Genomic DNA, 14,406 nt, shown 5'->3' with positions numbered 1-14,406 from the left:
CCCCATCCCGCAGCGGACCGAGCAGCTTTCACTCGCCGGCGACGTCACGTACACCCTCCCGGCCTCGGACTTCCTGACCCCCGGATCCATCCCCAAGGAGCGCACGGAAGCGAACGACGCCGTCGTCGCCGCCCTGACCGATACCCTGCAGCAGTTCAACGTTGACGCCACCGTCACCGGCTTCAGCCGCGGCCCCACCGTCACCCGGTACGAGATCGAACTCTCACCGGGCACCAAGGTGGAGCGTGTCACCGCCCTGTCCAAGAACATCTCCTACGCCGTCGCCTCCAGCGATGTCCGCATCCTCAGCCCCATCCCGGGCAAGTCGGCCATCGGCATCGAGATCCCCAACACGGACCGCGAAACCGTCTCCCTGGGCGATGTCCTCCGCAGCCAGAACGCCCGCCGCACGGATCACCCGATGGTCATGGGCGTGGGCAAGGACGTGGAGGGTGGCTACGTGGTGGCCAACCTGGCCAAGATGCCGCACCTCCTGGTGGCTGGTGCCACCGGTGCCGGTAAGTCGTCCTTCGTGAACTCAATGATCACGTCCATCCTGATGCGTGCCACCCCGGACGAGGTCCGCATGGTCATGGTGGACCCCAAGCGTGTGGAACTGACCGCCTACGAGGGCGTTCCGCACCTGATCACTCCCATCATCACCAACCCCAAGAAGGCGGCCGAAGCGCTGCAGTGGGTGGTACGGGAAATGGACGCCCGCTACGACGACCTCGCCAACTACGGCTTCAAGCACATCGACGACTTCAACAAGGCCGTGCGCGCCGGCAAGGTCCAGCCGCCGGTCGACTCCAAACGCGTCATCCGGCCCTACCCGTACCTGCTGGTGATCGTGGACGAACTCGCCGACCTCATGATGGTGGCCCCCCGCGACGTCGAAGACTCCATCGTCCGCATCACCCAGCTGGCCCGTGCCGCCGGCATCCACCTGGTCCTGGCCACCCAGCGGCCCTCCGTCGACGTGGTCACGGGCCTCATCAAAGCCAACGTGCCCTCGCGCATGGCCTTCGCCACGTCCTCCGTCACGGACTCCCGGGTGGTCCTGGACCAGCCGGGCGCCGAGAAGCTCATCGGCCAGGGTGACGCGCTCTTCCTGCCCATGGGCGCCTCCAAGGCGATGCGTGTCCAGGGCGCCTGGGTCACGGAGTCGGAGATCCACAAAGTGGTGGAGCACGTCAAGGGACAGCTGCAGGCTGTCTACCGTGACGACGTCGCCCCTGAAGCGGAAAAGAAGCAGATCGACGACGACATCGGGGACGACCTCGAGGTGCTGCTGCAGGCCACCGAACTGGTGGTCACCACCCAATTCGGCTCCACCTCCATGCTGCAGCGCAAGCTCCGGGTCGGGTTCGCCAAGGCCGGCCGGCTCATGGACCTCCTCGAATCCAGGGGAGTGGTGGGCCCCTCGGAGGGTTCCAAGGCGCGTGACGTCCTGGTGAAGCCGGACGACCTCGCCGCCGTCCTCGCCGCGATGAAGGGCCAGGAAGCCCCTGCGGCGCCTGACTCGCAGACCGCCGCACTCAGTGACAATGCCAACGCCAACATCGCCCAGGGCGGCTACGCCGAAGACCTGGTGGCTGCGGACCTGGACCAGAGGAAGCAGAACGTCGAATACTACGACGGCTCGGATTCGGCCCCGGGCGGCTACGGCGATGACGACGACGGCTCCGAAGACGCGTGGTCCCTCACGGGACGCTAGGCCGGTAGCCTAGGAACGTGACTAGCACCGATGCCACCGCCGCCGGCCAAGGCCGAGCCGGGGTCTGGAACCTTCCCAATGTCCTGACCATGATCCGCATTGTGCTGGTCCCGTTCTTCGTGTGGTTCCTCGTCGCGGATGCGCCGGGGCTGCACAGTACCTCCGGACCGTGGCGCTGGGCGGCGGTGGCGGCGTTCGCCGTCGCCATCTACACCGACAAGCTCGACGGCGATATCGCCAGGAGCCGGAACCTCGTTACGGACTTCGGCAAGATCGCCGATCCCATCGCCGACAAGCTCCTCATCGGCTCCGCCCTGGTGATGCTGTCCCTGCTGGGCGAACTGCCCTGGTGGGCAACCCTGGTGATCCTGGTCCGGGAATGGGGCATCACTGCGCTGCGTTTCTTCGTGATCCGCTACGGCGTCATCCCCGCTTCCCGCGGCGGCAAGCTCAAGACCGTCGTGCAGACCGCGGCGATCTTCCTGTACCTGCTGCCGTTCGGGGCGTTCGCGCCGTGGATGTCCTGGGTAGCGTTTGCCGTCATGATGGCCGCCGTGGCAATCACGCTGTGGACCGGCGTTGAATACGTGATTGAAGCCATGCGCCTCCGTGCGAAGGGCAAGCGCCAGGCAGGGACCGCGGAAGGGCAGGAACAGGCATGAGCAACCTCCACCAGCTGGCCGCCCAGGCCGTCAGGCAGGCGCTCGAGTCAGGACGGACCGTTGCCACCGCGGAATCTTTGACGGCCGGAATGGTGTCCGCGGTCCTCGCCGACACGCCCGGAGCCTCCGGCATGCTCCAGGGCGGCGTCGTGGCCTACCAGAACTCCGTGAAGGACGCGGTGCTGCACGTCCCTTCCGACCTGCTGGCCCGTGCCGGCTCCGTCGACCCCGACGTCGCCCGTGCCATGGCGGCCGGGGCGCGCACTGTCCTGGGTGCCGACGTCGGGCTTTCCACCACCGGCGTCGCCGGTCCCGAGGCCCATGACGGCAAGCCCGTAGGCCGGGTTTACATTGGAATTGCCACGGCTGCCGGCACCGCCGGTTTCGAATACACCTTTACCGGCAGCAGGCCGGACATCCGGGCCGCTGCGTGCGGCGCCGCGCTGGAAAGACTGCTTGAGGCCCTGTCCGGCTGACCTTCGCCGCCTGCGAAGTTACCGGGCGTAAAGTTGCCGGGAACAAAAGCCGGTACCGATTAGTTATTACATTGTGTCGCTTCCGGAGAGCGGAGGCGCCTAGGATGAAATGACCAAGACGGGTTCGCCGGCGGCGGACCTGACCAATGAGGGAGCAAGGCGATACAGATGGTAAAGCAGCCCGTATCCGTAAACGGCGTTGTCCGCTGGAAGGATGTGGGCCTCGCCGAACAGGCTAAGAGCGAACAGAAGGAGCGCAAGATGGTAGTACTTCGTCACGAAATCGGTGATGTCCTGCGCGATGTCCGCCAGCGTCAGGGGCGCACGCTCCGTGAAGTTTCGCACAGCGCCCGTGTCTCCCTGGGATACCTCAGCGAAGTGGAGCGCGGCCAGAAGGAAGCATCATCAGAGCTTCTGTCCTCGATCTGCTCGGCACTGGATGTTCCGTTGTCAAGCATGCTCCGTGAGGTCAGCGACCGCGTGGCAGTAGCCGAAGGCGTCGCAGTTCCGGACACCGTTCCGCAGGAATTCTCCCAGCGTTACGGCCGTGACCTGGAACGCGACCTCAACACTGAACTGAACGACGAACTCTCCACGGGCCTCCTCTCCGGCGCCCGGTAAAAGCAGCCCCACCCCAGGGTGGGACGAGGAAACAGCAGGAAGCCCCCGGCCGTGCCGGGGGCTTCCTGCTGCCGCCTAGTTGTCGGATGCGTCTTCCTGCGCGGTGGACGGGTCCGCCGCTTCCCTGGCGAACCCGTCACGCTCATAGGTGGAGTTCAGCTTGGCCATGCAGCGGGCCAGCTCCTGCAGGTCCTCCACCGGCCACTCGCGCAGCCGCTCCTGGAAGACCTGGCGCCGGGCGTCCTGGACCTGGTGCATCTTCTCTTCGCCCTTCGGCGTCAGCCGGATGGACTGCGCCCGCCGGTCCAGGGGGTCCGCCTCCTTGGACACCAGGCCCAGGCTTTCCAGGAAGGCGATCTGCCGGCTGACCGACGGCTTGCCCACGCCGATGTTCATGGCAAGGTCGGTGAGCCGGATGGGTCCTTCCCGGCGGATGACCGTCAGGAGCCCATACGCGGCAGGCTCCATGTCCGGGTGAACCTCGCGCGAGAGCTGGTTGGAGATGGCCCGGGCCCGCCGCCAAAAGAGGCTGATTTGGTGTTCGACATTCTGAAGCGCGGCGTCGGCGGCATCGTTGCCTGTGTCCTGCCGCGGCGGGAGATCCGGGGAGTTGCTCATGGCAACAATTCTAGGGTCCGCAATCATGAGAGGATTTACCGATGCGAATCAGCGAGTACTGGCGTCTCATGGATGACGAGTTCGGTGCGGGGTACTCCCGCGTGCTGAGCAGTACCCTGGTCCTTGCCGGCGTAGGCGGACGCACCGCTGACCAGGCCCTGGCCGCGGGCGTTGAGCCGCGGAAGGTATGGCTTGCTGTCTGCGACGTCCAGGACGTCCCGGCGGAACGGCGGCTCGGGCGAGACATCGCCCCGCGCCGCGATTGACGGCGGCGCCCGCCTCGATGCGGGCGCCAAGGATCCCGCCGCCTGACACGCCGCAGGAACTCCACTCTTCGAATACCTGTTCGGATAACGCTATGCTTTTTCCATCGGGTTTATCCACATAGCCGTTGTCCTCCGGCCGGAATGTCAGTGGGTCCCCTTAGCGTCAGAGATGACCAATACAACGGCCGCGAAGGCCACCATCGAGAAAGCATTAGAGGTGTCAACCATGGCGGCAGCCCCGGATCGTGCAAAAGCGCTGGAAGCAGCGCTTGCCCAGATTGACAAGCAGTTCGGCAAGGGCTCGGTCATGCGCCTGGGCGACGAAGTCCGCGCTCCGATCGAAGTCATCCCCACCGGCTCCATCGCCCTGGACGTCGCCCTTGGCATTGGCGGGCTCCCGCGCGGCCGCGTCATTGAAATCTACGGTCCTGAATCGTCGGGTAAAACCACCGTGGCCCTGCACGCCGTGGCGAACGCACAGCGCGCGGGCGGGATCGCAGCGTTCATCGACGCCGAGCACGCCCTGGACCCTGACTACGCCGCCAAGCTCGGCGTGGACACGGATGCCCTCCTGGTCTCGCAGCCGGATACCGGCGAGCAGGCCCTGGAGATCATGGACATGCTGGTCGGCTCCGGCTCCCTGGACGTCATCGTCATCGACTCCGTGGCCGCCCTGGTGCCGCGCGCTGAAATCGAAGGCGACATGGGTGACAGCCACGTCGGCCTCCAGGCCCGGCTCATGAGCCAGGCACTGCGTAAGATCACCGGCCGCCTGAGCCAGACCAAGACCACCGCCATCTTCATCAACCAGCTCCGTGAAAAGATCGGCGTGTTCTTCGGTTCCCCGGAAACCACCACCGGTGGTAAGGCGCTGAAGTTCTACGCGTCGGTCCGCATCGACGTCCGCCGGATCCAGACCCTCAAGGAGGGTGCCGATTCCGTCGGTAACCGGACCAAGGCCAAGATCGTCAAGAACAAGATGGCTCCGCCTTTCAAGGTCGCCGAGTTCGACATCATCTACGGCCAGGGCATCTCCCGTGAGGGCGGCATCATCGACATGGGCGTTGAGCACGGCATCATCAAGAAGTCGGGCTCCTGGTTCACCTACGACGGTGACCAGCTGGGCCAGGGCATGGAGAACTCGCGCCGGTTCCTCCGCGACAACCCTGAGCTGGCCGCCGAGCTGGAGCGCCTCATCAAGGAGAAGCTCGGTGTCGGGGTCAAGCCTGCGGAGGATGAGTCCAAGGACTCACCAAAGCTGAAAGCTGTCGACGGGTTCTAGCCCTTGACCGGACCACGAACACGGCGGCCCCGTACCGGCACCCCCTCAACAGGGGTGCCGGACGGGTATGCAGTCCCTGACGACCCGCAGGCCGCGGACGCCGAACCGGACCCGTTTACGGTGGCGCAGGCAATCGTGTACCGGCAGCTGACGGCGGCGCCTAAGAGCAGGCTGCAGCTTGCCCGGAAACTGGCCGAACGGAACATCCCGGAGCACGTCGCCGAGGCCGTTCTGGACAAGTTCCAGGAAGTCCGGCTGATTAACGATGCAGAATTCGCTGACATGTGGGTCAGGAGCCGCGCCCAGTCCCGCAAGCTTGCCAAGGGCGCGCTGAGGCGTGAGCTCGCTGAGAAAGGCATCGACCAGGAGACAGCGGCTTCAGCCCTGGAACAACTGACTGACGCCGACGAGGAGGCCGCTGCGCGCGCCCTGGTTGAGCGCAAGCTCCGGCCCGGGACAGACCTGTCCGGTCCCGGGGAACGGGACAAAGCAGTGCGGCGCGTGGCGTCCATGCTGGCAAGAAAGGGTTACCAGCCCTCGCAGGCGTTCCGGATCGTCAACGATGTCCTCGATTCCCAGCAGGACCCCGACAGCGGGGGCCTCCAAAGCCGGTACCCTTAACGGGTGAGTTTGACCATTCCTTCCCCCCAATCCGGCGCCACCCCTTCCGTCGACGCAGGGACGGTCCCGCAAACCGGAGCCCTGCCCCGCACCTACCAGGTGCGCACCTTCGGCTGCCAGATGAACGTCCACGACTCGGAACGGATGTCCGGCCTGCTCGAGGCCGCGGGCTACGTCCCGGCGGAGGGCGAGCACGCCGACGTGGTGGTGTTCAACACTTGTGCGGTCCGGGAAAACGCGGACAACAAGCTCTACGGCAACCTGGGCATCCTGGCGCCCGTGAAGGCTGCCAACCCCGGGATGCAGATCGCCGTGGGCGGTTGCCTGGCGCAAAAGGACCGCGAGACGATCCTCAAGAAGGCGCCGTGGGTGGACGCAGTCTTCGGCACCCACAACGTCGGTGCCCTTCCCGCCCTCCTGGACCGGGCGCGGCACAACAACGAAGCGCAGCTGGAGATCCTGGAATCCCTGGACGTCTTCCCGTCAACGTTGCCCACCAAACGTGACTCTGTCTACTCCGGCTGGGTGTCCATCTCCGTGGGCTGCAACAACACCTGCACCTTCTGCATCGTGCCCGCCCTCCGCGGCAAGGAAAAGGACCGCCGGCCCGGAGAGATCCTCGCCGAGATCCAGGCACTCGTGGACGATGGCGCCATTGAAGTCACCCTGCTCGGCCAGAACGTCAACTCCTACGGGGTGGAATTCGGGGACCGGCAGGCATTCTCCAAGCTCCTGCGTGCCTGCGGAGAGATCGAGGGGCTCGAACGCGTCCGGTTCACCAGCCCGCACCCCGCCGCCTTCACGGATGACGTCATTGACGCCATGGCAGAGACGCCGAACGTGATGCCGCAGCTGCACATGCCGCTCCAGTCCGGGTCGGACAGCATCCTCCGGGCTATGAAGCGTTCCTACCGGTCCACCAAGTTCCTGGGCATCCTGGACAAGGTCCGCGAAAGAATCCCGCACGCCGCCATTTCCACCGACATCATCGTGGGCTTCCCGGGTGAAACGGAGGAGGACTTCCAGGCGACCCTGGACGTGGTGGAAAAGTCCCGCTTCGCCACCGCCTTCACGTTCCAGTATTCAAAGCGTCCCGGCACGCCCGCGGCTGACCTGCCCGACCAGCTCCCCAAGGCCGTGGTCCAGGAACGCTTCGAACGCCTCACCGCGCTGCAGGACCGCATCGCCGCGGAGGAAAACCGGAAGCAGCTTGGCCGCCGGCTCGAAGTCATGGTGACCGCACAGTCCGGGCGGAAGTCTGAGGAAACCCACCGGCTGTCCGGCCGGTCGCAGGACCAGCGCCTCGTCCATTTCTCGGTCCCGGAGGGTGCACCTGCCCCGAGGCCGGGGGACCTCGTCACCGTCACCATTACCGAGGCCGCGGCTTTCCACCTGGTCTCCGACCCCACGCCTGAGGACTACACCCTTCGCCGTTCACGGGCAGGGGACGCGTGGGACAGATCCCAGGCCGACTCCTGCGGCGCGCCGGTCCCCGCTTCCGGAGAGGCACGTAAGGGCGTCTCCCTCGGCATGCCCTCACTGCCGCTGCGCACCCGCTGACAGGTGGCTGCCCCGCCCGTCATCGCCGTCGTCGGTCCCACCGGCTCCGGAAAGTCCGACCTTGCCGTCAACCTTGCCCTCGAACTGGACGGCGAGGTCATTAACGCCGATGCCATGCAGTTCTACCGCGGCATGGACATCGGCACCGCCAAAATCACGGTGGCCGAGCGCAGGGGAGTGCCGCACCACCTCCTCGACATCCTGGACGTGACCCAGGAAGCCAGTGTTTCCGACTTCCAGGCCCAGGCGCGCGAAACCATCGACGACATCCATGGGCGCGGCAAGCGCGCCATCCTGGCAGGGGGCTCCGGGCTGTACGTCCGGGCCGCCCTGGACGTCCTGGAATTCCCGGGGACCGACCCTGCGCTGCGTGCCCGGCTTGAAGCGGAGCACGCGGAAGTCGGCACAGGTGAACTCCTGGCCAGGCTCCGGAGGGTGGATCCCACCTCCGCTGACCGGGTCTCCGATGCACGGCGCATCATCCGCGCGCTGGAGGTCCACGAACTCACCGGGCGCCCGTTCAGCTCCTACATGCCGCGGAGGGAGTACCACCAGCCCGCCGTCCAGGTGGGCCTCGGCGTGGACCGCGAGGTTTTGCGGGACCGGCTGGCAGCCCGCGTGCACCGGATGGTGGACTCCGGCCTGCTGGGGGAGGTCCGGATGCTCGATGCCAAAGGCCTGCGCCGCGGCAAGACCGCGTCCCGTGCCCTGGGCTATGCACAGTTCCTGCGGGTCCTCGATGGCGCCTCCACCGTTGAGGCTGCCGCGGAGGAAACCATCGTGGCCACCCGCCAGTTTGCCCGGCGCCAGTTGACCTGGTTCCGCGCCGATCCCCGCATCACGTGGCTGGACTGGCAGGCTCCGGAGCTCATTGGCAAGGCAGCGGAGTTGTGCCGGTAGCTGCGGTTTCAGGACCGGCAGCATCCGCCGCTACGCTTGGGATCATGAATGCTACCCCCGCAGAAACCACCGGGCCCGCCCTGCGCACACTGAGCGGGCTCCGCTTTTCCAAGGGGCACGGCACCGGCAACGACTTCGTCCTGGTGGCGGACCCCGAGGGGACGCACGTGATCGGTGCCGACCAGGCCGCCGCCCTGTGCGACCGGCACCGTGGCATCGGGGCCGACGGCCTGATCAGGGCCGTCCCGTCCCGCTTCCTGCCGGAGGGCCGCGAACTGCTCGCCGGCACCCCGGACGCGGAGTGGTTCATGGATTACCGCAACGCCGACGGCTCCCTGTCCGAGATGTGCGGCAACGGGGTCAGGGTCTTCGTCCACTTCCTGCGGACCGAGGGCCTGATCGACCTGCCCGACGGCGGATCGCTCACCATCGGCACGCGGGGCGGCGTCAAGACCGTGGTCCGGACCGGAGACGGCTACGCGGTGGACATGGGACCCTGGGAGTTCATTTTCCCCGGGGAAGCCAGCGCCAAGGCCATGGATTCCCTTGTCACCGCCGACGGGCTGGAGGTTCCCCGGCCGGCACTCTCCGTGAGCATGGGCAACCCGCATACGGTGGTGGCCCTCGCTGAACTTGCGGAGCTCGCGGGCACCCGGCTGTTCACCGCTCCGAAGGTCGACCCGGTACCCGCGAACGGGACCAACGTGGAATTCGTGGTGCCGGCAGAACCGCTGGTCCATGACGGCGTCGGCTCCGTAACCATGCGGGTGCACGAGCGCGGCGTGGGGGAGACCCAGTCCTGCGGGACGGGCGCCTGTGCTGCCGCCGTCGCCACCAGGCACTGGGCCGGAGCGGAAGCCCCCGACGCCTGGCAGGTCCACGTTCCGGGAGGAGTGGTGGGCGTGAAGTTCTTCGCCGGCCCCGGTGGCCACGAGCATGTGGAGCTCAGCGGTCCCGCCGTCATTGTGGCGAGTGGGACGCTTTCCTGACCTTCAGGATCCGGAAGGACTTGGACGTCGATTCGCGGGTCACGGTGAAGGAACTGTCCAGTTCGGCGGCCAGCCAGCGCTGAAGGGAATCAGAGCCAAGGTTCTTCTGCACCACCAGCCACGCGGTGCCGCCCTCCGCCAGGCGCGGCAGCCACAGCTTGAGCAGGGCATGCAGTTCGTCCTTGCCGATCCTGATGGGAGGGTTGGACCAGATTGTGTCGAAGCGGATGCCGGGATCCACGGCCTGGGGCGTGCTGGCGACGACATTGGACAGTCCCAGCGCGGCGGCGTTCTCGTTGGTCAGGGTGATGCAGCGTTCGTTGACATCCACGGCGTAGACCTTTGATTCGGGGGCCAGCAGCGCCATAGTGAGCGCCACCGGACCCCAGCCGCACCCGATATCCAGGAGATTGCCCTCGGGATTCGGGGCCGGAACTTCGGCGAGGAGCACCGCGGTGCCCTTGTCGATTCCGTCGGGGCTGAAGATGCCCGTGGAGGTCTGGAGCCGTCGCGTCTCACCGGCCAGTTCCACCGTCAAAGGCTTCCGGGTAAAGGGGCCGGCAGGGGAAGTGCTGAAATAGTGTGCGGACTCCATAACTGGCCAGAGTAGTTCCCCCTGCAGCGTAATGGGAAACCGGCGAGAAGGCCCTCTGCTACGCTGGAAGGCATGTTCCTGATCTTCGAGTAGCCGGTACGGGCAATGCCCGTCCGCAGCCTGTCCTCCAGCGACAGTCGGTCCCGCAGCGACGCAGGTTTCCATGCCTTCCGCTTTGCGCACCGGCCAGACCGTTCCGTCTGAGCCGGACGCCGGACAATACTCGAAAGTCAGCCCGTTGCTGCACTTCCTGCCATTCTCCGGCCTCTTCCAGCCCTGCCGCCGTCGTGACGCGGCATTCGAGCCCCGGCATTGCAGCCGGCGGCGAAACAACCAGGAGAACTGCATGACCGCAGGCCGTCAGCCCAGCGCGAATACTTTCCAACTTCCACCCAATCAGCACTATTCTGGAACTGCCGAATCTTCAAAGGAGACCATGACCAGCCAGCCCAATACCGGTTCCGATCCAGCCGCCCAGGACATGAGTCCGCAGGAGATCCAGGCTGTCATCGACCGGATCCTCGCCAAGGACGTACCGGCCAGAAACGTCAGCACGCCCGGTGGTGAAGGCGGCGGTGGAAAAGCGGTGCTCGGCAAGGCGCAGGCCATTTCCCGCCTTGACGAAGAACACTCAACGTACGACGGCGACCAGCAGGACCTCGAGGAACGGCGCGCGCTGCGCCGGCGGGCAGGCCTGTCCACCGAACTCGAAGACGTCACCGAGGTCGAATACCGGCAGCTGCGCCTGGAACGCGTCGTCCTCGCCGGGCTCTGGTCCGAAGGAACGCTTGCCGACGCCGAAAACTCGTTGCGTGAGCTCGCCGCCCTCGCCGAGACCGCCGGTTCGGAGGTCCTCGACGGGTTGGTGCAGCGCCGCGACAAACCGGACCCCGGGACGTTCCTGGGTTCCGGCAAGGCCCAGGAGCTGAAGGACATCGTCATGGCCACCGGCGCGGACACCGTGGTGGTGGACGCCGAACTGGCACCTTCCCAGCGCCGCGGCCTTGAGGACATCGTCAAGGTCAAGGTCATCGACCGCACGGCCCTGATCCTGGACATCTTCGCGCAGCATGCCAAGAGCCGTGAAGGCAAGGCCCAGGTGGAACTGGCACAGCTGGAATACCTCCTTCCCCGCCTGCGCGGCTGGGGCGAGTCGATGTCCCGCCAGGCCGGTGGCCAGGTGGGCGGCGCTGCTGCCGGCATGGGCTCGCGTGGTCCCGGTGAGACCAAGATCGAACTGGACCGGCGCCGGATCCGTACCCGCATGGCAAAGCTGCGGCGCGAAATTGCCGCCATGAAGCCGGCCCGCGAGACCAAACGGGCCAACCGCCGTCGTAACGAAGTGCCCTCCGTGGCAATCGCCGGGTACACCAACGCCGGCAAGTCCTCGCTGCTGAACAGGCTCACGGACGCAGGTGTCCTCGTGGAGAACGCGCTGTTCGCCACGCTGGATCCCACCGTCCGCAAGGCCGAAACCGCTGACGGCCTGGGGTACACCCTGGCCGACACCGTCGGATTCGTCCGTTCGCTGCCCACCCAGTTGGTGGAAGCCTTTCGTTCCACCCTGGAAGAGGTCGCCGACTCGGACCTGATCCTGCACGTGGTGGACGTTTCGCACCCTGACCCCGAAGGGCAGATCGCAGCGGTCCGGAAGGTCTTCAGCGAAGTCGATGCCCGCAAGGTGCCGGAAATCATCGTCCTGAACAAGGCCGATGCGGCCGACCCCTTCGTGGTGGAACGGCTGAAGCAGCGCGAGCCGCGGCACGTGGTGGTCTCCGCCCGGACGGGGGAGGGCATTCCGGAACTCCTAAAGGCCATCAGTGAGTCCATTCCCCGGCCATCGGTCAAGATGGAGCTGCTCATTCCGTACGACCGCGGGGACCTGCTCAGCAAGCTCCACGAGTCCGACGCCGAAATCCTCAGCCTGGACCACGTTGAGGCAGGCACCAGGGCTGCCGTGATGGTCCGGGAGGGCCTCGCGTCTGAACTGGAACCATTCGTCGTCAATGACTGACCCCGCGGCCGGCGAAGCTGCGCAGACGGCGGGCGAGCAGTTCGTTATTGAACTGCTCGACCGCGCCGTCGCCGGCATGGGCGGACAAAGCCGCAGCGGACAACACGAAATGGCCCGCCAGGTGGCCCGGGCCATCGAAACGGGCAACCACTTGTTGGTCCAGGCAGGCACCGGCACCGGCAAATCGCTCGCCTACCTGGTGCCGCTTATCGCCCATGCCCTGGAAAGCAACAAGCCGGCCCTGGTGTCCACGGCCACGCTGGCATTGCAGACCCAGATTGTGGGCAGGGACCTGCCCCGGCTCCTGAAGAACATCACGCCGGCACTGGACCGGCCGGTCAAGGTTGCCCTGGTCAAGGGGCGGTCCAACTACGTTTGCCGCCATAAGCTTGAAGGCGGGTTCCCGTCAGAGGAACCCTCGGAAGGTCAGCTCTTCTCCCTGGGAGAGGACACCAGCGTTCCACATTTCGCTGCTTCCGTGGGCGGACCATCGTCGCAGCTTGGCAAGGAAGTGGTGCGGCTCCGCGAATGGGCTGAAAAGACAGCCACCGGCGACAGGGACGAGCTCCTGCCGGGTGTGACCGACCGTGCCTGGCGCCAGGTTTCCGTGACCTCGATGGAATGCCTGGGGGCACAGAAATGCCCAATGGCCGCCGAATGCTTCAGCGAACTCGCCCGCCAGGACGCAGCCGACGCCGATGTGGTGGTGACCAACCACGCCATGCTGGCCGTCAGCGCGTTCGAGGGACTCGCGGTCCTGCCCGAATACGACGTCGTGGTGGTGGACGAAGCGCACGAACTGCAGGACCGGGTCACTGGCGCCGTGTCCGGACAGTTGTCCGTGGCCATGGTCCACGCTGCCGCTTCGGGTGCCCGGAAACATACCGCCATCACCGTTGATGCCCTGAACGCCGCAGCTGCAAACCTGGAGCTGGCTCTTGCCGGCGCGCCGAACGGTCTGCTTCCCAACGGGCTGAATGATGAACAGCTCGACTGCGTGGACCAATTGCGTGAAGCGTGCCGGGCCGCGTTGTCCGATTCCAAAGGGGACAGCAACACCACAGCCGACGGCGGGCGGCAGCTGGCGCGTTCCCGGCTGATGCTCATCCTGGAACTCTGCGAAAGGCTCATTGCTGCACGCGAGAACCGCGAAGTGGTGTGGTTTTCCCGCGCCAGCACCTTCGACCCCGGCCAGGGATACTCAGCGCCCGATGACAGTGCACCGGTGCTGATTAACATAGCCCCGCTGTCCGTCGCCGGCAGGCTGCGGGAGGGGCTTTTTGCGGACCATACCGTCGTGCTGACCTCTGCCACCCTGGCCATTGGCTCCGCCTTTGAACCGGCGGCCGGGGGACTGGGCCTGGTAGGCGACGGAGCCCCCAGCTGGACGGGCGTGGATGTTGGCTCGCCCTTCGACTATCCCAAACAGGGCATCCTCTACGTCGCCGGCCACCTGCCCAAGCCCGGCCGCGGCGTGTCACCGGAAGCGCTGTCAGAACTCGAAGCACTCATCAAGGCATCCGGTGGGGGCGCCCTGTGCCTGTTCTCCTCGCGTCGGGCCGCCGAAGAGGCCGCCGATGCCCTCCGGCCCAAGCTCAATATGACTGTTCTCTGCCAGGGCGAGTCGACCATGACCGCCCTGGTGAAGCAATTCGCCGACGAACCGGACACCTGCCTCTTCGGAACCATGTCCCTGTGGCAGGGCGTCGACGTTCCCGGAGGATCCTGCCGGCTGGTGGTGATAGACCGCATCCCCTTCCCGCGGCCGGACGATCCCCTGATGACGGCGCGTTCGCGTGCCGTGGCGCAGGCAGGGGGAAACGGCTTCATGTCCGTTTCTGCCACCCACGCGGCCATCCGGCTTGCGCAGGGCGCCGGCCGCCTGATCAGGTCTACCGGGGACAAAGGGGTGGTGGCTGTCCTGGACTCACGGCTGGCCACCGAACGCTATGCGGGATTCCTGCGCGGGGCGCTGCCCCCGTTCTGGGCCACCACCGATCGCGCCAAGGCGCTGGCTGCGCTCACCCGGCTTGGTGCCGACGCTTCCTGAGAAACCGCCGGACAACGCCTGCGCGGATGCCGCGC

The 14,406-nt window shown here is 66.3% G+C and carries 14 protein-coding genes; 12 read left to right on the top strand and 2 right to left on the bottom strand.

Annotated features, from left to right (window positions below):
- From BACI349Y_RS20280 to BACI349Y_RS12240, 4 genes are all read left to right on the top strand, one after another.
- Nucleotides 1-1,717: DNA translocase FtsK (locus tag BACI349Y_RS20280; RefSeq protein WP_236560813.1), on the top strand; the 1,717-nt coding region annotated here is incomplete at its 5' end.
- 17 nt (nt 1,718-1,734) lie between these two features.
- A complete protein-coding gene (pgsA, locus tag BACI349Y_RS12250) occupies nt 1,735-2,379 on the top strand; it encodes a CDP-diacylglycerol--glycerol-3-phosphate 3-phosphatidyltransferase (protein ID WP_159632331.1) in 645 nt (214 codons plus the stop codon).
- Complete coding sequence (locus BACI349Y_RS12245) at nt 2,376-2,855, top strand: CinA family protein (protein ID WP_159632330.1); 480 nt, start codon at nt 2,376-2,378, stop codon at nt 2,853-2,855. The genes pgsA and BACI349Y_RS12245 overlap by 4 nt, the downstream gene beginning before the upstream one ends.
- A gap of 168 nt (nt 2,856-3,023) precedes the next feature.
- Nucleotides 3,024-3,476 carry a helix-turn-helix domain-containing protein gene (locus BACI349Y_RS12240; protein ID WP_018771597.1) on the top strand — a complete coding sequence of 151 codons (453 nt, stop codon included), beginning with the start codon at nt 3,024-3,026 and terminating at the stop codon, nt 3,474-3,476.
- Nucleotides 3,477-3,551: 75 nt separating this feature from the next.
- Here the strand turns inward: BACI349Y_RS12240 and BACI349Y_RS12235 are convergent, their stop codons facing one another.
- Nucleotides 3,552-4,094 carry a MarR family winged helix-turn-helix transcriptional regulator gene (locus BACI349Y_RS12235; protein WP_159632329.1) on the bottom strand — a complete coding sequence of 181 codons (543 nt, stop codon included), beginning with the start codon at nt 4,092-4,094 and terminating at the stop codon, nt 3,552-3,554.
- 41 nt (nt 4,095-4,135) lie between these two features.
- On the opposite strand from BACI349Y_RS12235, the gene BACI349Y_RS12230 reads away from it, so the two are divergent.
- The 6 genes from BACI349Y_RS12230 to dapF all read left to right on the top strand — a co-directional run bounded on the left by BACI349Y_RS12230 (nt 4,136) and on the right by dapF (nt 9,712).
- Complete coding sequence (locus BACI349Y_RS12230) at nt 4,136-4,360, top strand: DUF3046 domain-containing protein (RefSeq protein WP_141940786.1); 225 nt, start codon at nt 4,136-4,138, stop codon at nt 4,358-4,360.
- A gap of 226 nt (nt 4,361-4,586) precedes the next feature.
- Nucleotides 4,587-5,642, top strand: a complete 1,056-nt coding sequence (recA, locus tag BACI349Y_RS12225) for a recombinase RecA (RefSeq protein ID WP_159635594.1) — start codon at nt 4,587-4,589, stop codon at nt 5,640-5,642.
- 120 nt (nt 5,643-5,762) lie between these two features.
- Complete coding sequence (locus BACI349Y_RS12220; protein ID WP_201302517.1) at nt 5,763-6,263, top strand: regulatory protein RecX; 501 nt, start codon at nt 5,763-5,765, stop codon at nt 6,261-6,263.
- Between the two features lie 3 nt (nt 6,264-6,266).
- Entirely contained in the window at nt 6,267-7,823 is a 1,557-nt protein-coding gene (gene miaB / locus BACI349Y_RS12215) for a tRNA (N6-isopentenyl adenosine(37)-C2)-methylthiotransferase MiaB (RefSeq protein WP_159632327.1), read from the top strand.
- 3 nt (nt 7,824-7,826) lie between these two features.
- Nucleotides 7,827-8,723 (top strand): tRNA (adenosine(37)-N6)-dimethylallyltransferase MiaA, encoded by an 897-nt coding sequence (gene miaA, locus BACI349Y_RS12210; protein WP_159632326.1) that lies wholly within the window; start codon nt 7,827-7,829, stop codon nt 8,721-8,723.
- A gap of 44 nt (nt 8,724-8,767) precedes the next feature.
- Entirely contained in the window at nt 8,768-9,712 is a 945-nt protein-coding gene (dapF, locus tag BACI349Y_RS12205; RefSeq protein ID WP_159632325.1) for a diaminopimelate epimerase, read from the top strand.
- Here dapF and BACI349Y_RS12200 read toward each other — a convergent pair.
- Nucleotides 9,684-10,307, bottom strand: a complete 624-nt coding sequence (locus tag BACI349Y_RS12200; RefSeq protein ID WP_159632324.1) for a class I SAM-dependent methyltransferase — start codon at nt 10,305-10,307, stop codon at nt 9,684-9,686. The genes dapF and BACI349Y_RS12200 overlap by 29 nt on opposite strands.
- Nucleotides 10,308-10,743: 436 nt before the next feature.
- On the opposite strand from BACI349Y_RS12200, the gene hflX reads away from it, so the two are divergent.
- Both hflX and BACI349Y_RS12190 read left to right on the top strand, forming a co-directional pair.
- Nucleotides 10,744-12,321: a GTPase HflX gene (gene hflX, locus BACI349Y_RS12195; RefSeq protein ID WP_159632323.1), complete on the top strand. Its 1,578-nt coding sequence runs from the start codon at nt 10,744-10,746 to the stop codon at nt 12,319-12,321.
- Complete coding sequence (locus tag BACI349Y_RS12190; protein WP_159632322.1) at nt 12,314-14,371, top strand: ATP-dependent DNA helicase; 2,058 nt, start codon at nt 12,314-12,316, stop codon at nt 14,369-14,371. Before hflX ends, BACI349Y_RS12190 begins: the two co-directional genes overlap by 8 nt.
- The last annotated feature ends 35 nt before the right edge of the window (nt 14,372-14,406 follow it).

This window comes from Arthrobacter sp. 8AJ (genome assembly GCF_902506025.1).
In the GTDB taxonomy this organism is placed as follows: domain Bacteria; phylum Actinomycetota; class Actinomycetes; order Actinomycetales; family Micrococcaceae; genus Arthrobacter.
The sequence above is the reverse complement of the archived record's forward strand: the minus strand, read 5'-3'. Positions and strand labels throughout refer to the sequence as shown.

What these genes read in the sequence shown, in the direction of transcription:
- BACI349Y_RS12190 (WP_159632322.1), top strand. Translation starts at nt 12,314, where the DNA reads ATGACTGACCCCGCGGCCGGCGAAGCTGCGCAGACGGCGGGCGAGCAG.
- dapF (WP_159632325.1), top strand. Translation starts at nt 8,768, where the DNA reads ATGAATGCTACCCCCGCAGAAACCACCGGGCCCGCCCTGCGCACACTG.
- BACI349Y_RS12230 (WP_141940786.1), top strand. Translation starts at nt 4,136, where the DNA reads ATGCGAATCAGCGAGTACTGGCGTCTCATGGATGACGAGTTCGGTGCG.
- BACI349Y_RS12235 (WP_159632329.1), bottom strand. Translation starts at nt 4,094, where the DNA reads ATGAGCAACTCCCCGGATCTCCCGCCGCGGCAGGACACAGGCAACGAT.
- BACI349Y_RS12245 (WP_159632330.1), top strand. Translation starts at nt 2,376, where the DNA reads ATGAGCAACCTCCACCAGCTGGCCGCCCAGGCCGTCAGGCAGGCGCTC.
- recA (WP_159635594.1), top strand. Translation starts at nt 4,587, where the DNA reads ATGGCGGCAGCCCCGGATCGTGCAAAAGCGCTGGAAGCAGCGCTTGCC.
- BACI349Y_RS12200 (WP_159632324.1), bottom strand. Translation starts at nt 10,307, where the DNA reads ATGGAGTCCGCACACTATTTCAGCACTTCCCCTGCCGGCCCCTTTACC.
- hflX (WP_159632323.1), top strand. Translation starts at nt 10,744, where the DNA reads ATGACCAGCCAGCCCAATACCGGTTCCGATCCAGCCGCCCAGGACATG.
- BACI349Y_RS12240 (WP_018771597.1), top strand. Translation starts at nt 3,024, where the DNA reads ATGGTAAAGCAGCCCGTATCCGTAAACGGCGTTGTCCGCTGGAAGGAT.